The 19,006-nt window shown below is 67.3% G+C and carries 16 protein-coding genes; 10 read left to right on the top strand and 6 right to left on the bottom strand.

Going from position 1 to position 19,006, the window contains the following annotated elements; all coding sequences use genetic code 11:
* Positions 1 to 93: 93 nt before the first annotated feature.
* Positions 94 to 1,233, top strand: a complete 1,140-nt coding sequence (gene proB, locus BRAS3809_RS06600; RefSeq protein ID WP_008961315.1) for a glutamate 5-kinase — start codon at positions 94 to 96, stop codon at positions 1,231 to 1,233.
* Positions 1,234 to 1,384: 151 nt separating this feature from the next.
* Here proB and BRAS3809_RS06595 read toward each other — a convergent pair whose 3' ends face one another.
* Positions 1,385 to 3,532, bottom strand: coding sequence for a serine hydrolase domain-containing protein (locus BRAS3809_RS06595; protein WP_201767116.1), 2,148 nt, complete (start codon positions 3,530 to 3,532; stop codon positions 1,385 to 1,387).
* A 207-nt stretch (positions 3,533 to 3,739) separates the two neighbouring features.
* Here BRAS3809_RS06595 and BRAS3809_RS06590 point away from each other — a divergent pair, with 207 nt between their 5' ends.
* The 9 genes from BRAS3809_RS06590 to BRAS3809_RS06545 all read left to right on the top strand — a co-directional run bounded on the left by BRAS3809_RS06590 (position 3,740) and on the right by BRAS3809_RS06545 (position 12,320).
* Complete coding sequence (locus BRAS3809_RS06590; protein WP_008961313.1) at positions 3,740 to 5,029, top strand: glutamate-5-semialdehyde dehydrogenase; 1,290 nt, start codon at positions 3,740 to 3,742, stop codon at positions 5,027 to 5,029.
* A gap of 78 nt (positions 5,030 to 5,107) precedes the next feature.
* Positions 5,108 to 5,719 carry a nicotinate-nucleotide adenylyltransferase gene (locus BRAS3809_RS06585; RefSeq protein ID WP_283805753.1) on the top strand — a complete coding sequence of 204 codons (612 nt, stop codon included), beginning with the start codon at positions 5,108 to 5,110 and terminating at the stop codon, positions 5,717 to 5,719.
* Positions 5,720 to 6,043: 324 nt separating this feature from the next.
* A complete protein-coding gene (gene rsfS, locus BRAS3809_RS37270; RefSeq protein WP_283805752.1) occupies positions 6,044 to 6,415 on the top strand; it encodes a ribosome silencing factor in 372 nt (123 codons plus the stop codon).
* 48 nt (positions 6,416 to 6,463) lie between these two features.
* On the top strand, positions 6,464 to 6,946 hold the full coding sequence (gene rlmH / locus BRAS3809_RS06570; protein ID WP_008961310.1) for a 23S rRNA (pseudouridine(1915)-N(3))-methyltransferase RlmH: 483 nt from the start codon (positions 6,464 to 6,466) through the stop codon (positions 6,944 to 6,946).
* A 33-nt stretch (positions 6,947 to 6,979) separates the two neighbouring features.
* Positions 6,980 to 8,353: a murein hydrolase activator EnvC family protein gene (locus tag BRAS3809_RS06565; RefSeq protein WP_008961309.1), complete on the top strand. Its 1,374-nt coding sequence runs from the start codon at positions 6,980 to 6,982 to the stop codon at positions 8,351 to 8,353.
* The gene (locus tag BRAS3809_RS06560) at positions 8,350 to 9,696 is read left to right on the top strand and encodes a S41 family peptidase (protein WP_035655556.1); all 1,347 of its coding nucleotides are present in this window, start codon (positions 8,350 to 8,352) and stop codon (positions 9,694 to 9,696) included. The genes BRAS3809_RS06565 and BRAS3809_RS06560 overlap by 4 nt, the downstream gene beginning before the upstream one ends.
* A gap of 181 nt (positions 9,697 to 9,877) precedes the next feature.
* On the top strand, positions 9,878 to 11,086 hold the full coding sequence (locus BRAS3809_RS06555; protein ID WP_008961307.1) for a divergent polysaccharide deacetylase family protein: 1,209 nt from the start codon (positions 9,878 to 9,880) through the stop codon (positions 11,084 to 11,086).
* Between the two features lie 80 nt (positions 11,087 to 11,166).
* Entirely contained in the window at positions 11,167 to 11,673 is a 507-nt protein-coding gene (locus tag BRAS3809_RS06550; protein ID WP_008961306.1) for an RNA pyrophosphohydrolase, read from the top strand.
* A gap of 140 nt (positions 11,674 to 11,813) precedes the next feature.
* Entirely contained in the window at positions 11,814 to 12,320 is a 507-nt protein-coding gene (locus BRAS3809_RS06545; RefSeq protein ID WP_008961305.1) for an RNA pyrophosphohydrolase, read from the top strand.
* A gap of 197 nt (positions 12,321 to 12,517) precedes the next feature.
* Here the strand turns inward: BRAS3809_RS06545 and BRAS3809_RS06540 are convergent, their stop codons facing one another.
* From BRAS3809_RS06540 to atpA, 5 genes are all read right to left on the bottom strand, one after another.
* Entirely contained in the window at positions 12,518 to 14,185 is a 1,668-nt protein-coding gene (locus tag BRAS3809_RS06540; RefSeq protein ID WP_008961304.1) for an adenylate/guanylate cyclase domain-containing protein, read from the bottom strand.
* Positions 14,186 to 14,350: 165 nt separating this feature from the next.
* Positions 14,351 to 14,758 carry a F0F1 ATP synthase subunit epsilon gene (locus BRAS3809_RS06535; protein WP_008961303.1) on the bottom strand — a complete coding sequence of 136 codons (408 nt, stop codon included), beginning with the start codon at positions 14,756 to 14,758 and terminating at the stop codon, positions 14,351 to 14,353.
* 100 nt (positions 14,759 to 14,858) lie between these two features.
* On the bottom strand, positions 14,859 to 16,301 hold the full coding sequence (gene atpD, locus BRAS3809_RS06530) for a F0F1 ATP synthase subunit beta (RefSeq protein ID WP_006609208.1): 1,443 nt from the start codon (positions 16,299 to 16,301) through the stop codon (positions 14,859 to 14,861).
* Positions 16,302 to 16,390: 89 nt separating this feature from the next.
* Positions 16,391 to 17,269, bottom strand: coding sequence for a F0F1 ATP synthase subunit gamma (locus BRAS3809_RS06525; protein WP_008961302.1), 879 nt, complete (start codon positions 17,267 to 17,269; stop codon positions 16,391 to 16,393).
* 157 nt (positions 17,270 to 17,426) lie between these two features.
* Positions 17,427 to 18,956, bottom strand: coding sequence for a F0F1 ATP synthase subunit alpha (gene atpA / locus BRAS3809_RS06520; RefSeq protein ID WP_008961301.1), 1,530 nt, complete (start codon positions 18,954 to 18,956; stop codon positions 17,427 to 17,429).
* Positions 18,957 to 19,006: the final 50 nt, after the last annotated feature.

Raw genomic sequence — 19,006 nt, 5'->3', positions numbered from 1 at the left:
CGCCTTGGGGGAGGGGGGCGCACCAGCCCTGTGGCGCCAGCTCTCTTCGCCCCGAATCTTTCCGATGGCAGCTGACCCTGAACCGAATTCGCCATGGCCCCCCGTCTCGAAAATTTCCGCCGCATCGTCGTCAAGGTCGGCTCGTCGCTGCTGGTCGATTCCGAGGCCGGCGAGGTCCGTGCCTCCTGGCTGACGGCGCTGGCCGCCGACATCGCCCGGCTGCATGGCCGCGGCTGCGAGTTGCTGGTGGTGTCCTCCGGCTCGATCGCGCTCGGCCGCAGCCGGCTGAAGCTGCCGCGCGGGCCGCTGAAGCTGGAGGAGAGCCAGGCGGCGGCGGCCGTCGGCCAGATCGCGCTGGCGCGGATCTGGTCGGAGGTGCTCGGCGCGCATGGCATCGGCGCCGGGCAGATCCTGGTGACCCTGCAGGACACCGAGGAGCGGCGCCGCTATCTCAACGCGCGCTCGACCATCGCCAAGCTGCTGGAATGGCGCGCGGTGCCGGTCATCAACGAGAACGACACGGTGGCCACCGCCGAGATCCGCTATGGCGACAATGACCGCCTCGCCGCCCGCGTCGCCACCATGGCCAGCGCCGACCTGCTGGTGCTGCTGTCGGACATCGACGGGCTCTACACCGCGCCCCCCGCGCAGGATCCGAACGCGAAGCTGATCCCCGTGGTCGAGAGCATCACCGCCGATATCGAGGCGATGGCCGGCAGCGCGGCCTCGGAGTTGTCGCGCGGCGGCATGAAGACCAAGATCGAGGCCGCGAAGATCGCGACCACCGGCGGCACCCACATGCTGATCGCCTCCGGCAAGATCGAGCATCCGCTCGCCGCGATCGCCAATGGCGGCCGTTGCACCTGGTTCCTGACCCCGGCCAATCCCGTCACCTCGCGAAAGCGCTGGATCGCGGGCTCGCTGGAGCCGAAGGGCACGCTGACGATCGACGCCGGCGCGGTCGCCGCACTGCGCGCCGGCAAGAGCTTGCTGCCGGCCGGCGTGATCAAGGTCGAGGGCCAGTTCGCCCGCGGCGATGCCGTGGTGGTGCGTGGCCCCGACACCGACGAGATCGGCCGCGGCCTCGTCGCCTACGACGCCGACGACGCCGAACGCATCAAGGGCCGGTCGTCACCGGATGTCGCCGTCATCCTCGGCATGTCCGGCCGTGCCGAGATGATCCACCGGGACGACCTGGTGATCGGACCGGCGGGGGTTGGATCTGCCGGGTAGGTTGCCCTGAAGTTCTCGTTGCGCCAGTTTTTCACCTCGGCGCTCTTTGGGGCTGACTGCTTTCGGTCACAACGACCGACGACACGGACCATGGGTCCCAGCCTTCGCCGGGCCGACAGGATTCGACCCGCCGTCGCCGGATGCGTCCGCTTCAGTCTGCCTCCACGAACGGATATTCGTGCTGGGCGTCACGCACGATCAAGGCCCTCGCGCCGTTGCGCTGGTCGACGACGAACTGCCAGCCATTGGCTGCCGGATCGATGGTGACGAACGAGGTCGTGTTGTCCCGGTTGCGCCGCGAGCCGACGGCGCTGCGCCACGCGCCGAAGTCGAAGGTCGTGGTGCCGTCCTTGATCTCGACGCGTAGTTCGCCCAGCACCGGATTGACGTAGCGTGCGGCGAGCTTTCCCGCCTGCAGCGGATCCGCGGGGACAGCAAGCTGCGCACGCGCCTTGGCGATCTGCGCCGCCCGTTGCGTCGCCGCGGTCGCGGCGCGTTGGGTGGCTTCCGCCTTGCCGTCGAACAGAACTTCCAGAAAGCGCCGGAAGAGCGTCCCGGTGAGATAGCCGCCGGTGTCGGAATTGGTCAGCACCACGAGGCCGACGTCCTGCTCCGGAAGGAACATCATCTCGCTGCGAAAGCCCGGCATCGAGCCGCCGTGATGAACAATGAGAACGTCCCGCTGCGTGTTCACCTGCAGGCCGATGCCATAGGATTCGCGGTAGCCCGACGACACCTGTGGCCGCCAGCGCTCTTTGAGATTTTCGGCGGTCACCAGGCGGCGTCCGTCCGGCAGGAGCCCTTGCCGCAGCTCCATTGCGACATATTGGGCGAGATCGTGTGCACTGGTCCACATGCCGCCGGCCGGCCGCACCGGCACGATCGACGTGTCATGGTCGGTGCTTTCGGGCACCGTTTTGCCGTCGATATCGACACCATGCGGAGTGGCATGGTCACTGCTCATCACGCGCGCGAAATCGAAGGTGGTGTGCGACATCCCGAGCGGCTCGAACACGCGCGTCCGCATGGCCTCGTCATAGGCCGCGCCGATCTCCTGCTCCGGGTGAAGCACCGAGGCGGCAATGTAGCCGGCGGCGGCGGCCATCAGGTTGCTGTATTGAAAGACCTCTCCGAAGCGGCTGGTCGGCTGCATGGTCCCGAGCAGCGCGAGCGAGGAGGCCGGCGTCGCGTGCGCGTAGTTGAGCAGCCATTCCAGGTCCTGGCGCGGAAGTCCGGTGCAGGCGCAGACCAGATGCCGGATCTTGACCTGCCTTGTGGTTTCGCTGTCACCCAGCCTGAAGGAGGGATAGACCTCCGTGACAGGCTGATCCCAGCGCAACTTGCCCTCGTCGACCAACCCGGCGAGCAAGAGCGTCGTCATTGCCTTGGTGTCGGACGCGGCGAGAAAGAGCGTGTCCGCCCCCACCGGATCGGGCTTGCCCAACGTCCGGACGCCGAAGCCGCCCTCGTAGACGACCCGACCGCCTTCGATCAGGCTCAGGCCGACGCCCGGGATCGAGAAACGCTGCATCTGCTCGGTGACGAAATCCTTGATCAGGCCGATGCGCTCGGCATCGAGCGGACGCGCGGGCTTTCCCGCGAAAGTCTCGCGCTGGAAACCGGCCGGCTGCAAACTCTCCTGCAAGAGCGTGAAGCCGGACGCATATTTTTCCCGGGTGGCGCGGGAGGCTTCGACGATCGTGACGGTCCAACGACCACCGGCACGCCAGGCGAGCGCGTAGACGCTCAGCTTTTCGTTGGGCGCGCTGGCATAGTCATAGACGTGGCGTTCGTCCCAGCCGTTGCGGGCGTCCTGCGGCAGTGCGAGGCGCAGCGGTCGCTTCTCCGTGGGACGATAGCTTTGCCAGGCGCTGGCGACCGCGCCGGCGGCATCCGCCGCATCCACGCTCACGAGCACGAGGTGCGAGTCGCCGCCCGGCGGCTCCAGCAGCAGGGCGCTGGCTTGCGCCGCAACCGTCCAGCCGGTGGGAATGGTGAGGGTGACGCCGGCTTCGGTCGAGCAATCCGTGTCGGCCGCGAGCGGGCGCTCCATGAGCGCCTTGGACGTGCAGAGCGGTGGCGGCTCGGCGGATGCGGCGGCAGCCGTCATGACCATCAACGCAAGACACAGGCACGGCAACCGCAGCAACGAGGAGCGCATGGCAACTTCCGGCTGTAGGTGGCATTCAAAGGATCGGATGCCGGCGGATGATTGGCTGCCCCGGACGAAGATGCAAGCGGTATCCATCGACCGACGCCCGTCATCGGGGCTGGGCCCAGCGAGCAGCGTTAGGATCAATATCCCGCAAGGCCGCAGCCGGTGCGGGCCTCGCTGTGACACCCTGGCGCGGTGAACCGAGGCACGGCGTCCTTGATGCCCTTGGACGGGCCGACCGGCAGCCGCGGCGCGGGCCGTCAGGCGGCGCTCCGCCGTTCGAAGTCGCAGCCTTCGCATCGCGGGTTTTTCCATGCTAGACCATCGCCCGAATTCAAGGTTGAAACGCTTATGACCGCGCCTCTCAAAGCCATCGACGGCAGTGCCGATCTGCCCGCGCTGATGAACGACCTCGCCAAGCAGGTGCGCGCCGCCGCGCGGGTGCTGGCGCTGGCGCCGGCCGAGCAGAAGAACCGGGCGCTGGAGGCCATGGAGCGGCGCATCCGCGCCCGCACGGACGCGATCATCGCCGCCAATGCCGAGGACGTCGCCGAGGCCAAGGCCGCCGGCATGGCGGCGTCGTTCCTCGATCGCCTCACGCTGACGCCGGCGCGCGTCGCCGGCATGGCGGACGGCATTGCCGTGGTGCGCGGCGTCGCCGATCCCGTCGGCGTCGTCACCGAGAGCTGGCAGCGGCCGAACGGCATGACCATCGAGCGCGTCCGCGTGCCGCTCGGCGTCATCGGCGTGATCTTCGAGAGCCGGCCCAATGTCGCGGCCGACGCCGGGGTGCTGTGCCTGAAGTCGGGCAATGCCGTCATCCTGCGCGGCGGCTCGGACTCGTTCCGCTCCTGCCGAGCGATTCACGCGTGTCTCGTGGAGGGCCTGCGCGAGGCTGGCCTGCCCGAGGCTGCGATCACCTTGGTCCCGACGCGCGATCGCGCCGCCGTCGGCCTGCTGCTGACCGGCCTCAATGGCGGCGTCGACGTCATCGTGCCGCGCGGGGGAAAGAGCCTGGTCGCGCGTGTCGAGGCCGAGGCGCGGGTGCCGGTGTTCGCGCATCTCGAGGGCGTCAATCACGTCTATGTCGACGGCGCCGCCGATCTCGACATGGCGAAGTCGATCGTGCTGAACGCCAAGATGCGCCGCACCGGCGTGTGCGGAGCGGCCGAGACCCTGCTGATCGACCGGGCCTCGCAGGACAAGATCAAGCCGCTGGTCGACATGCTGATCGGCGCCGGCTGCGAGGTGCGCGGCGATGACGCCGTGCGCGCCGCCGATCCGCGCGTGAAGCCGGCCAGCAACGAGGACTGGGACACCGAATATCTCGACGCGATCATCGCGGCGAAGGTGGTCGACGGCGTCGGCGGCGCGATCGCGCACATCCACGCGCACGGCTCGCACCACACCGACGCGATCGTCACCGACGACAATGCGGCGGCGGACAAATTCCTCAACGAGGTGGACTCGGCCATCGTGCTGCACAACGCCTCGACGCAGTTCGCCGATGGCGGCGAGTTCGGCTTCGGCGCGGAAATCGGCATCGCCACCGGCAAGTTCCATGCACGCGGGCCTGTCGGCGTCGAGCAGCTGACGAGCTTCAAATACCGCATCCACGGCAGCGGCCAGACGCGGCCATGACCGCAACATCCTGTGGTTGAGTTGCAAGAGCAGCAGGCGGTGACAGCCGTGAGCGACGATGCCGCCAAGCGCCTCGCGATCCGCCAGGCGCTGCCGCCCTACAGCGACGGCATGCGCATCGGCCTGCTCGGCGGCTCGTTCAATCCGCCGCACCAGGCACACCGCGCGATCAGCCTGTTCGCGCTGAAGCGGCTGCAGCTCGACCGCGTGTGGTGGCTGGTCACCCCCGGCAATCCGCTCAAGGACGTCAGCGGGCTGCACGCGCTCGCCGAACGCGCCGCGGCGGCGCGCAAGGTGGCCGCCGATCCGCGCATCGAGATCAGCTGTCTCGAATCCGTCATTGGTACCCGCTACACTGCCGATACCATCGATTATCTGCGCCGGCGCGCCTCGCGCCTGCGCTTCGTGTGGATCATGGGCGCCGACAACCTCGCGCAGTTCCATCGCTGGCAGAAGTGGCGGCACATCGCGGCCCAGGTTCCCATTGCCGTGGTCGACCGCCCGCCCCGCAGCTTCCGCGCCCTGAACGCCCCCGCCGCGCGCGCGCTGGCGCGGTATCGCGTGGCCGAGGCCGACGCCAGCCGGCTCGCCGACCGCGCGGCACCCGCCTGGGTGTACCTCACCGGATTGAAAATGAGCCTGTCGTCGACCGGGCTGAGGAACCCGGACGGCAGCTGGAAGTCGTTCTGAGATGCAAGCCGGAGAGCACCGTCCTGCGGCATCGGATGTGCATGGAACTCAGCGACCCGCCGCGGTCCGGGGCGGGTCGTCCGGTCGGACGTTCGGACCACACAACCGGGGGGACTGGATTGTTGAAACCATTAACCCCACATGCCTAGTATGGTCTGCAGGCCGGGATGGATTCGGCCTGCGATACAGTGAAAGGAATGGTCCCTGACCACATCTGTATTGTCCCAGTCGGCCTTACCCAAGACCAAGGCAACGACGAAGTCCTCTGCTGCCAAATCTGCAGCTGCCAAGTCTGTGCGTAACGCTTCGACCCCTGATGCGGCCTTGCAGGCGCGACCCGACGCCGACAAGCCTGACGCGGATAAGACTCTGCGCACGATCCTCTCCCACCTCGAGGACATGAAGGCGGAGGAGACGGTCACCATCGATCTTCACGGCAAATCGGCATATTCCGACTACATGGTCATCACCACGGGCCGCTCGAACCGGCACGTCGGATCGATCGCGGAAAACGTCGCCAAGGGCCTGAAGGAAGCCGGGACCAAGAAGCTCCATGTCGAGGGCTTGCCCAACTGCGATTGGGTGCTGATCGATTCCGGCGACGTGATCGTGCACGTGTTCAGGCCCGAGGTCCGTGAGTTCTACAATCTCGAGCGGTTGTGGACGCAGGGACCGAGCCCGGCGAAGACGCTGTAGGCGCGCGGCAGGCTGCGAATCGCGCGGCGCACGTGCTAGTGCGTGCGCATGCGTCTTGTCGTGGTGGCGATCGGCCGGTTGAAGCAGGGTCCGGAGCGCGAGCTCGCGGAGCGTTACCGCGAGCGCTTCGACGACCTCGGCCGCAAGCTCGGCTTCCGCGGCCTCGACATCCATGAAATTCCCGAAAGCCGCGCCCGCGATGCGGCGACGCGCATGGCCGAAGAGGCGGCGGCGATCGCCGCCGCGATCCCGGAAAAGTCCGTGCTGGTCTGCCTGGACGAGCGGGGCCAGAACATCGACAGCACAACCTTCGCGGGTCACCTCGGCCGCTGGCGCGACGAGGGCATGGCCGCAGCGGTCTTCGTGATCGGCGGTGCCGACGGACTTTCGCCCGAATTGCGGTGCAGAGCCAAGCTCGGGGTCGCGTTTGGAGCTGCGACCTGGCCGCACCAGATCGTCCGCGTCCTGCTGCTCGAGCAGATTTACCGTACTGCTACGATCCTGGCCGGCCACCCCTATCACCGCGCTTGAATCGGGGACGATCGGAGCACAATAAGGACGTCGATGGTTTTCGCGCGGCCCCTTTCATCCCCTCTGAGTCCGGTCCGCCGCGGCTGGGCGCGCCACGCGTCGGTGATCGCATTGCTCCTGGCTCTTCCCGCCTGGCCCGCGACGGCGCAGACGGGGCTCCGCCCGTCCATCACGACGGCCGCACCGCCGGCAACACCGCCCACCCCCGAGCAGCTGAAGCAGCGCGAGCAGGAGCTCGAAGCCGCCCGCGCCGCCCAGAAGGCGGCCGCCGAGGCGCAGGAGCGCCTCAAGGCCGACATTGCCGCGCTCGGCGAGGATCGCGGCAAGCTCAATCAGCAGCTGATCGACGTCGCAGCCCAGGTGCGCAGCGTCGAGATCCGCGTCGGCGAGGCCGAGACGCGGCTGCGCGGACTCGATGGCCGCGAACAGGATCTGCGCACCTCGCTGGAGACACGACGCACCGAGATCATCGAGGTGCTGGCTGCGCTGCAGCGCGCCGGCCGCCGCACCCCGCCGGCCCTGCTCGTCCGTCCCGAGGACGCGCTGCAATCGCTGCGCACGGCGATGCTGCTGGGCTCGGTGATTCCCGAGATGCGCGGCCGCGCCGAAAAGCTGTCGAGCGATCTCGGCGAGCTCGTCAGCATCCGCAAGACCATCGCGTCAGAGCGCGACAAGCTCGCGACCGACCGCGACAAGCTGCGCACCGACCAGACCCGCCTCGCCGCCCTGGTGGACGAACGCCAGCGCAAGCAGGCCTCGGCGGAGAAGGACATGGAGGCCGAGAGCGCGCGCGCCGCGATGCTCGCCCAGCAGATCGATTCGCTGCAGAGCCTGATCACGACCATGGAGCTCGACCTCAAGAGCGCGGCCAAGGCCGCCTCGACAGCGAGCCTGCAGGGCGTTCCGGTCAACGCCAAGCCGGACGCCAATGCGCTGCGCAACCCCACCCGCAAGGCGCCGGCGATCGCCTTCGCCTCCACCAAGGGAATGCTCACCTTTCCGGTCAACGGCACCAAGATTCGCGAATTCGGCGCCTCTGACGGCGCCGGCGGCTCCGATAAGGGCATTTCCTTGGCGGCCCGTCCGGGCGCCCAGGTCACAACCCCGTGTGATGGCTGGGTTGTTTATGCCGGTCCCTTCCGCAGCTACGGACAACTCTTGATCCTCAACGCGGGTGGCGGGTATCATGTCTTGATCGCCGGGATGGAGCGCATTTCGGTCAATATCGGGCAGTTTGTTCAGACGGGAGAGCCGGTCGCGACCATGGGTACAACGTCCCAAGTCGCCTCCATTCTCGCGACGAACGCGAGTCAACCAGTGCTCTATGTCGAGTTCCGCAAGGACGGTACTCCAATCGATCCAGGCCCATGGTGGGCCGCAAATGAAGGCGAAAAGGTACGCGGATGATGCGTAAGACTTCGGTAATTCTCCTGAGCGCGGCCACCGGTGCGGCATTGACCTTGTTCGTGACGCAACCGCGCGCGGTGTTGATGGGATCGACCGCGCGCGCCGCGACCTCCGATACCTATCGCCAGCTCAACCTGTTCGGCGACGTGTTCGAGCGGGTCCGCAGCGACTACGTCGAGAAGCCCGACGATTCCAAGCTCGTCGAGTCCGCGATCAGCGGCATGCTGTCGGGCCTCGATCCGCATTCGAGCTACATGGATGCGAAGAGCTTCCGCGACATGCAGGTGCAGACCCGCGGCGAGTTCGGCGGTCTCGGCATCGAGGTCACGATGGAGGACGGCCTGATCAAGGTGGTGTCGCCGATCGACGACACCCCGGCATCGAAGGCCGGCATCCAGGCCAACGACATCATCACCAATCTCGACGACGAAGCCGTGCAGGGCCTGACCCTCAACCAGGCCGTGGAGAAGATGCGCGGTCCGGTCGGCACCAAGATCAAGCTGAAGGTCGTGCGCAAGGGCGCCGACAATCCGCTCGACATCACGCTGACCCGCGACAACATCCGCGTCCGTTCGGTGCGTTCGCGCCCCGAGGGCGATGACATCGCCTATATCCGCATCACGACATTCAACGAGCAGACCACCGAGGGCCTGAAGAAGAGCATCGCGGATCTGCAGAACCAGATCGGCGACAAGCTCAAGGGCTACATCATCGACCTGCGCAACAATCCGGGCGGCCTGCTCGAGGAGGCCGTGACGGTGTCCGACGCGTTCCTGGAGCGCGGCGAGATCGTCTCGACCCGCGGCCGCAATGCCGAGGAGACGCAGCGCCGCGCGGCGCATGCCGGCGACCTCACCAAGGGCAAGCCGGTGATCGTGCTCATCAACGGCGGTTCGGCTTCGGCCTCGGAGATCGTGGCCGGCGCGTTGCAGGACCACAAGCGCGCCACGCTGGTCGGCACCCGCTCGTTCGGCAAGGGCTCGGTGCAGACCATCATCCCGCTCGGCGCCGGCAATGGCGCGCTGCGCCTGACCACCGCGCGCTACTACACGCCGTCCGGCAAGTCGATCCAGGCCAAGGGTATCGTGCCGGACATCGAGGTGCTGCAGGACGTGCCGGAGGAGCTGAAGTCGCGCACCGACACCAAGGGCGAGGCGTCGCTGCGCGGCCACCTCAAGAACGACGGCGACGAGAAGACCGGCTCGCAGTCCTACGTGCCGCCGGATGCCAAGGACGACAAGGCGCTCAAGCTGGCCGCCGACCTGCTGCACGGCATCAAGAACAGCGCCAACACGCCGGCGCCGACCGAGAAGGCTGCGGCCGACAAGCCAAAGGCCAATTGAACCCAGGCCAACTGAGCGGCCTCCGGTCGATTCGCGGGACTATTGAAGGGCGGCCTGGCGGGCCGCCCTTTGCGTTTCACCTCTGCGCGCCGAGCTCCGCGGATTTACGGGCCTGCGGACACTGCGCCTGCGCCCGAATCTCCGGCGTGGTATCGTCGACCCGGTTGATTCGGGATTTTCGATGACAGAGACGGCCGATGAGCTGAGCGCCCCGCTCGGGCAGACGGAGAAGCGTCCCAGGCGCCGCATTCGGCTTCCCTTCACGGTGATGCAGGCCCTTGCCATGCTGCTCGGCCTCGTCCTGGTCGTGTTCGCGGGCTTTGCGATGTTCGGCGACAATCCGCTCGGCGGCGAGCCAGTCGCGCGCGTCGCGATCAACGAGGGCGTCAAGCCGGATGACGCCAAGATGGACACCAAGACGGACGCCAAGACGGACGCCAAGTCCGAGCACGGCGCCGCCAAGCCTGACGGCGAGCGCAAGACGATCACGATCATCGATGGATCCAGCGGAACGCGCCAGGAGGTTGCGATCGGCGCCGGTGGCGGCGACACGTCGGAGCCGGGCTCCGCCGCCCCCGCCAGCCAGATGCCGGGCGTCGATCCGCGCCTGCTGGAGAAATCGCGCTACGGCATGATCCCGGTCATGGCCGACGGGCTGAAGCCGTTCACGGCCTATGCGGCCGATGCCGACCGCGCCAAGGCGGCGCGGATGCCGGCGGTGGCGATCGTCATCGGCGGCCTCGGCGTCGGCGCCGCCAAGACGGTCGACGCGATCATGAAGCTGCCGCCGGCGGTCACCCTGGCGTTCACGCCCTACGGCTCCGATCCGACCAAGCTCGCCGAGCGCGCCCGCGCGCAACGGCACGAGATCCTGCTGCAGGTTCCGATGGAGCCCTACGACTATCCCGACAACGACCCCGGCCCGCAGACCCTGCTTGCCACGCTCGGACCGGACCAGAATATCGACCGCCTGTTCTGGCATATGAGCCGGCTGCAGGGGTATGTCGGCATCGGCAATTTCATGGGCGCGCGGTTCGTCGCGACCGAGACGGCGATGCAGCCGATCGTCAACGAGGCCGCCAAGCGCGGTCTGGCTCTATTCGACGACGGCACCGCGCCGCGCAGCGTGGCCGGGTCGCTGGCCACCGGGCGTGCCTTGCCGTTCGCGAAGGGCGATGTCGCCATCGATGCGGTGCCGACCCCGGTCGAGATCGACAATGCGCTGGCCAAGCTCGAGAGCCTCGCCAAGGAACGCGGCGTCGCCGTCGGGACGGCGTCGGCCCTGCCGGTCTCGATCGACCGGATCGGCACCTGGATCAAGGGTCTCGACCGCAAGGGCATCCTGCTGGTGCCATTGACAACCGCGATGCTGAAATCAAAATCCAATTGAAGCGCGCGTGCTGCCGCAGCCGCGACGTGACGCGGGGTCTATCGCGACGGGGCGGGGCAACGCAGGAAGGCCGAGACGGAATGACGCGCTACGAGGACCTGCCCTACCGCACCTGCGTCGGCATCGCGCTGATCAACTCGGAAGGGCTGGTGTTCATCGGTCGCCGTGCCGGCGGCATCGAGCATGTCGACGACACCCATGTCTGGCAGATGCCGCAGGGCGGCGTCGATCCCGGCGAGGACGCCTGGGAAGCGGCCAAACGCGAGCTCTATGAAGAGACCAGCGTGCGCTCGGTCGAGAAGCTCGCCGAGATCGACGACTGGCTGACCTACGACATCCCGCGCACGGTGGCCGGCCGGGCCTGGAAGGGCCGCTACCGCGGCCAGCGCCAGAAATGGTTCGCGCTGCGCTTCACCGGCAAGGATTCCGAGATCGACGTCGAGCGGCCCGGCGGCGGCCACCACAAGGCCGAGTTCGTCACCTGGCGCTGGGAGCCGTTGCAGAACCTGCCCACGCTGATCGTGCCGTTCAAGCGGCCGGTCTATGAGCGCGTGGCCAAGGAGTTTGCGGCGCTGGCGGGCGGCTGATCGTCCGACCGCGTTCAGCCGGCCGGTCGGCCGCGGCTTCGCCTGCATAGCGACTGCACGACATCTCTGCTCTGCAGATCGGCCGCGACACTGCCGTCACGCTGCGCTGCTATGCGACGCGCACACCTTGGAATGCGAGCATGACCGAGACCAGACCTTACCGCCCGAATGTCGGCATCGCTTTGCTGAATGCCGATGGCCTCGTCTTCCTGGGACGCCGGTTCCGCGATGACGGGCCGGAAATCATCCTGCCCGGCCTGGAATGGCAGATGCCGCAGGGGGGCGTCGACCCCGGCGAGGACCTGCAGGCAGCGGCCCGGCGGGAGTTGTGGGAGGAGACCGGCATCCAGGATGCCGAGATCCTCGCCGAGACCGACTGGCTCACTTACGAGTTTCCGCCGTTCGCGGATCCCAACCACCGCCTCGCCCGCTTTCGCGGCCAGCGCCAGAAATGGTTCGCGATGCGCTTCACCGGACGCGAGGCGGACATCGATCCGGTCACGCCGCGCAACGGCCAGCCGGCCGAGTTCGACGCCTGGCGCTGGGAACGGCTGGCGCGCGTGCCGGATCTGGTCGTACCCTTCCGCCGCGAGGTGTATCGCGCAGTGGCGCAGGCGTTCGCGCATCTCGCCAAGGCTGGCGATTGATCCACGGTGAGGCGCACAAGTCTCTTTCCGAGCGTCATTCCGGGGCGCGCGCAGCGCGAGCCCGGAATCCATAGCCACGCTGCTTCATGGCGTGCGAGATGGATGTGGCGCTTGTGTTCGAAACGATTGCCGCTCGTGGTGATGGATTCCGGGCTCATCGCTGCGCGATGCCCCGGAATGACGGCGAGGGACTTCGGCTAATTATCCTCGACCGTGAACGGGCCGATCGCGATGACGCGGCAGTCCTGGTCGCGCGTCGAGCAATCGGCCAGCGCGCCGCCGATGGCGGTCTCCTCGCGGTCGCCGTTCAGGCCGTAGCCGGGATGGCCGGCCGTGCCGACCGCGATCGCGTTCCAGCCGGAGGATGCGGCAGCAAGGCGCCGCGCGACCTCGTCGCGGGCGTCGGCGGCGATCGCGGTGTGGCTGGCGGCATGAAAGAAGCCCGTCGCCTTCATGACCGTCGGCACCGGCACCACGAACGCATCATCGAGCGCGACGATCAGGCAGGCCGTCCCGGCCTGGGCACCGCAGGATTCGAGGCTGCGCCGGACCACGTCATCGGCCAGATCGCCGCCGACGAAATAGACGAACTGCCCGCCCGGGCCGAGCGCGATCGCCTTGGTCCGTCGGGCCGTGCCGTAATTCGCCGCCAGTCGCGCGCGTCCAGGGTCGCGCGCCAGCGGTATCTCGGCTGCGTTGAACGCGCGCTCGGTCGTGGGATCGTGGCGCACCCAGGGCAGCGGCGGCATTGGCGGCTTGCCATGCGGATAGACGATGGTGTCGCCGACCGCATAGAGCTCGCATTTGTGCGAGCTGTTCGCGGACTCGGCGCGCTGGTGGCACTGCTCCAAGGCCGCGGCCTTGGCCGCCTCTTCGCTCGGCTGCCCCGTGACATAGGCGATGACGCCGTTGACCGTGGTCGCGAACGCCTTGTAGCCCTGCGCCGGGACATAGTCGCGCGCCAGCGCGATGCGGGCGCGCTCGCTGACGAACGGCACGGTGTCCGCCTCGAATTTTTCGGCGGCAATGATGGCGGATGGCTGCGCCGCGGGCGCGGGCGCGCCAGCGGGCGACGCTGGGGGTCCAGCGGACGGCGAAGCGGATGATGACGGGGCGCCGGATGGCGTCGGCTTGGTGGACAGCCGCGACAACGCCTCCGCCGCGGCCTTGGCGGCATCCGGCTGCGACGGCGGCGGATCGCGGTGATCGAGGTAGAGCGCGGTGCCGATGCCGACCGCCGCCATCAGCACCACGACCGCAGCGGCGGCCTGGATCAGACGCGTGACTCCGGACCTGCGCGCTCCCTTCCCCTGCGGCGCCACCGTGCCGTCCTCGCGCCGCATCGCCACCCGGTAGGCGTGCACGGGCGTCGGGATGTTCTTGACCTCGCGGGCGCCCATGTCGGCAAACTGCACCGAGAGCTTGTTGGCGACCTGCTCGTGCACCGCGCGCGAGATGCAGATGCCGCCGACATCGGCGAGGCCCTCGAGCCGTGCGGCGATGTTGACGCCGTCGCCGAGCAGATCGCCGTCGCGCTCGACGACGTCGCCGATGGTGATGCCGATGCGATAGCTCATCTGCCGGCTCGGCGGATAGGCCATGTTGCGCGTGCGCAGGCTCTCCTGGATGTCGATCGCGCAGCGCACCGCTTCGACAGCGCTCGAAAACTCGGCCAGCACGGCATCGCCGGCGGTGTTGAAGATGCGCCCGCCGGCACGGGCGATGAAGTCGTCGACGACCTCGCGATAGGCGGCGAGACGCCGCAGCGTCTCTTCCTCATCCTCGGCGACCAGGCGCGAGTAGCCGGCGATATCGGCGGCGAAGATCGCCGCGATCTTGCGCTTCAGGACGGTCTGCTCTGCCATGTCATCAAGCCCGCTCGAACGGCCGGGAGCATGCAATCAGATCGATGAGCACGCAACCGGCATCCCTTGAAGTAGTCATCGCCGGCTGCGGCACGTTCGACCCGGCGAACGAAAATGGCCGGGCAGAGCCCGGCCATGAACGTCCGTTCAGATGTCACCGATCGATCAGTGCAGCGCCGTGGTGTTGAGCTGCTGCTGGATCGTCTTGAAGTGATCGAGCCGCTCGATCGCACGATCGAGCTCGTCACCCTGCTTCTCGTTCAGCTTGGCCTCCATGCCCGAAATCTCGGTCGCGAAGGCGGTCTGGTCCAGCTCCTTCAGCGACGTCGCGACGTCGGCAAGGATGGTGAGACCCTTCTCCGAGATCTCGGCGAGGCCGCCGAGCACGATGATCTTCTGCTGCGTTCCGCCCGTCGTCACGGTCAGGATGCCCGGCCGCAGGGTGGCGACGAACGGCGCGTGGCCTGCCAGCACGCCGAAATCACCTTCCTGGCCGGGAACGTCGACCTGATCGACCTCGCCAGAGAAGGCGATCTTTTCCGGCGAGACGAGATCGAAGTGGAAAGTTGCCATGGGGAACCTGCGAATAGCGAATAGCGATTGGCGAGTAGGGAAAAAAGGGAGCAGCGAATGCGATCGTCCTATTCGCTGCTCCCTATTCGCTATTCGCCCCTTAGGCGGCTTCCGCCGCCAGCTTCTTGCCCTTCTCGACCGCCTCTTCGATGGTGCCGACCATGTAGAAGGCAGCCTCCGGCAGGTGGTCGTACTTGCCTTCCACCAGGCCCTTGAAGCCCTTGATGGTGTCGGCGAGCTCGACGAACTTGCCGGGCGAGCCGGTGAAGATTTCGGCGACGTGGAACGGCTGCGACATGAAGCGCTCGACCTTGCGGGCGCGCGCCACCGTCAGCTTGTCCTCTTCCGAGAGCTCGTCCATGCCCAGGATGGCGATGATGTCCTGCAGCGCCTTGTAGCGCTGCAGCACCTGCTGCACCTGACGGGCCACCGCGTAGTGCTCCTCGCCGACGACCAGCGGGGAGAGCATGCGCGAGGTCGAGTCGAGCGGGTCGACGGCTGGATAGATGCCCTTCTCGGCGATCGAGCGCGACAGCGTCGTGGTCGCGTCCAAGTGCGCGAACGAGGTCGCCGGCGCCGGGTCGGTCAAGTCGTCGGCCGGCACGTAGATGGCCTGCACCGAGGTGATCGAGCCCTTGGTCGTGGTGGTGATGCGCTCCTGCAGCGCGCCCATGTCGGTGGCGAGCGTCGGCTGATAACCCACCGCCGAAGGAATACGGCCGAGCAGCGCCGACACTTCCGAGCCGGCCTGGGTGAAGCGGAAGATGTTGTCGACGAAGAACAGCACGTCCTGGCCCTTGTCGCGGAAGTCTTCCGCAATGGTCAGTCCGGTGAGCGCGACGCGGGCGCGGGCGCCCGGCGGCTCGTTCATCTGGCCGAACACCAGCGCGCACTTCGACTTCACGCTCGGATCCGGGTTGTGCGGATCGGCGTTCACCTTGGACTCGATGAACTCGTGATAGAGGTCGTTGCCCTCGCGGGTGCGCTCACCGACGCCGGCGAACACCGAGTAGCCACCGTGCGCCTTGGCGACGTTGTTGATCAGCTCCTGAATCAGCACGGTCTTGCCGACGCCGGCGCCGCCGAACAGGCCGATCTTGCCGCCCTTGGCGTAGGGGGCGAGGAGGTCGACGACCTTGATGCCGGTGACGAGGATCTCGGCCTCGGTCGACTGGTCGGTGTAGGTCGGGGCTTCCTGGTGAATGGCGCGGACGTTGTCGGCCTTGACCGGGCCGGCTTCGTCGATCGGCTCGCCGATCACGTTGATGATGCGGCCGAGCGTGCCTTCGCCGACGGGAACGCGGATTGGAGCGCCGGTGTCGGTCACTTCCTGACCACGGACCAGACCTTCGGTCGTGTCCATCGCGATCGCGCGCACGGTGGATTCACCGAGATGCTGCGCGACCTCGAGCACGAGGCGGTTGCCGCCGTTCTTCGTTTCCAGCGAGTTGAGAATTGCGGGCAGGTGACCTTCGAACTGAACGTCGACGACAGCGCCGATCACCTGGGTGACGCGACCGATCTGGTTGGCTGCGGTAGCCATCTCATCTCTCTCCTTACGATCCGAATTTCAGGCGCGGTCCTTGGGACCGCGAATATTGAACGTGTTGGCTTCCAGCGGGCGCTGCGCGGTCAGACCGCCTCGGCGCCCGAAATGATTTCGATCAGTTCCTTGGTGATCATCGCCTGACGCGTGCGGTTGTAGACCAGCGTCTGCTTGCGGATCATCTCGCCGGCGTTGCGCGTGGCGTTGTCCATGGCCGACATCTGTGCGCCGTAGAACGAGGCGTTGTTCTCGAGCAGCGCGCGGAAGATCTGGACGCCGACGTTGCGCGGCAGCAGGGCGGACAGGATCTCGTCCTCCTCCGGCTCGTATTCGTAGAGCGCGACCGGCGCGGCGTTGGCGGCGGGCGCCTCGACCACCAGGGGGATGATCTGCTGCGCGGTCGGGATCTGGGCGATCACCGACTTGAAGCGCGAATAGAACAGCGTGCAAACGTCGAACTCGCCGGCGTCGAAGCGGGAGATCACCTGCTTGGCGATGTCCTCGGCATGCACGAAGCCGATCTGGCGCACCGAGCGCAGGTCGACATGGGCGATGATCTGCTTCTCAAACTGGCGGCGCAGCTGCTCGTAGCCCTTGCGGCCGACGCAGAAGAACTTCACGTCCTTGCCCTGGTTCATCAGGGCCAGCGCGCGCTCGCGTGCCAGGCGCACGATCGACGAGTTGAACGCGCCGGACAGGCCGCGCTCGCCGGTGCAGACCAGCAGCAGATGCACCTGGTCACGGCCGGTGCCGGCCAGCAGCTTCGAGCTCGCCGGCGAGCCGGCGGAGGCGGCCGCAATGTTCGAGATGACCGCATCCATCTTCTCGGCATAGGGACGCGCCGCCTCGGCCGCCATCTGCGCGCGGCGCAGCTTGGAGGCCGCGACCATCTGCATGGCCTTGGTGATCTTCTGCGTCGCCTTGGTCGAGGCGATGCGGACCCGCATATCTTTCAGTGACGCCATGGCTCGTTAGCTCACCCCGGCGACCCGCCCTCACAAGGACCTGGCCGCTCAACCCATCTAAATCCTAAGCGCCAGGCCGTGTGCCTGGCGTGACGTCTTGGTCCACGTCGGCAAGACGTGGGGTGGCCGGTCAACCGGCCACCGTCTCCTGCTTCAATCAGGAGAAGGTCTTGGCAAAGCCTTCGACCGCAGCCTTCAGCTTGGCCGCGCTGTCATCCGACAGATCGCGCGTGTCGCGGATCGTGTTCAGGAGGTCGGCATGCTTGCCGCGCAGCAGCGACAGCAGGCCGTCCTCGAAGGCGCGGACCTTGTTGAGCGGAAGGCCGTCGAGGAAGCCGTTGGTGCCGGCCCAGATCACGCAGACCTGCTCTTCCATCTTCAGCGGCGAGAACTGCGGCTGCTTCAGGAGCTCGGTCAGGCGCGAACCGCGGTTCAACAGGCGCTGGGTCGCGGCGTCGAGGTCGGAGCCGAACTGTGCGAAGGCCGCCATCTCGCGGTACTGCGCCAGCTCACCCTTGATCTTGCCGGCGACCTTCTTCATCGCCTTGGTCTGCGCCGACGAGCCGACGCGCGACACCGACAGACCGACGTTCACGGCGGGGCGGATGCCCTGGAAGAACAGGTCGGTCTCCAGGAAGATCTGGCCGTCGGTGATCGAGATGACGTTGGTCGGGATGTAGGCCGACACGTCGTTGGCCTGGGTTTCGATGACCGGCAGGGCGGTCAGCGAGCCGGCACCCTGGGTCTCGTTCAGCTTGGCGGCGCGCTCGAGCAGGCGGGAGTGCAGATAGAACACGTCGCCCGGATAGGCTTCGCGGCCCGGCGGACGGCGCAGCAGCAGCGACATCTGGCGGTAGGCGACGGCCTGCTTGGACAAGTCGTCATAGATGATCACGGCGTGCATGCCGTTGTCGCGGAAGTACTCGCCCATGGTGCAGCCGGTGAACGGCGCGAGATACTGCATCGGGGCCGGATCGGACGCGGTCGCGGCGACCACGATCGAGTATTCCAGCGCGCCCTGCTCTTCGAGCACCTTCACGAACTGGGCGACGGTCGAACGCTTCTGACCGACGGCCACGTAGACGCAGTACAGCTTGATCTTCTCGTCAGGCTGCGCGTTGAGCGGCTTCTGGTTCAGGATGGTGTCGAGCGCGATCGCGGTCTTGCCGGTCTGGCGGTCGCCGATGATCAGCTCGCGCTGGCCGCGGCCGATCGGGATCAGCGCGTCGATCGCCTTCAGGCCGGTGGCCATCGGCTCGTTGACCGACTTGCGCGGAATGATGCCCGGCGCCTTGACGTCGACGCGCTTGCGCTCGGTGAACTGGATCGGACCTTTGCCGTCGATCGGGTTGCCGAGCGCGTCGACGACGCGGCCGAGCAGGCCCTTGCCGACCGGCGCGTCCACGATGGCGCGGGTGCGCTTGACGGTCTGGCCTTCCTTGATCTCGCGGTCGGCGCCGAAGATGACGACGCCGACATTGTCGGTTTCGAGGTTCAGCGCCATGCCGCGGGTGCCGTTCTCGAACTCGACCATTTCACCGGCCTGGACGTTGTCGAGACCGTAGACGCGGGCGATACCGTCACCGACGGACAGCACCTGCCCGACTTCGGTGACTTCGGCTTCCTGCCCGAAATTCTTGATCTGGTCCTTGAGGATCGCGGAAATTTCCGCGGCGCGGATGTCCATCAGCCTGCCTCTTTCATCGCGTGCTTGATCGAGTTGAGTTTGGTGCGAAG

This window comes from Bradyrhizobium sp. STM 3809 (assembly GCF_000239795.1).
Lineage (GTDB): Bacteria > Pseudomonadota > Alphaproteobacteria > Rhizobiales > Xanthobacteraceae > Bradyrhizobium.
This window is presented reverse-complemented; position numbering and strand designations above follow the sequence as displayed.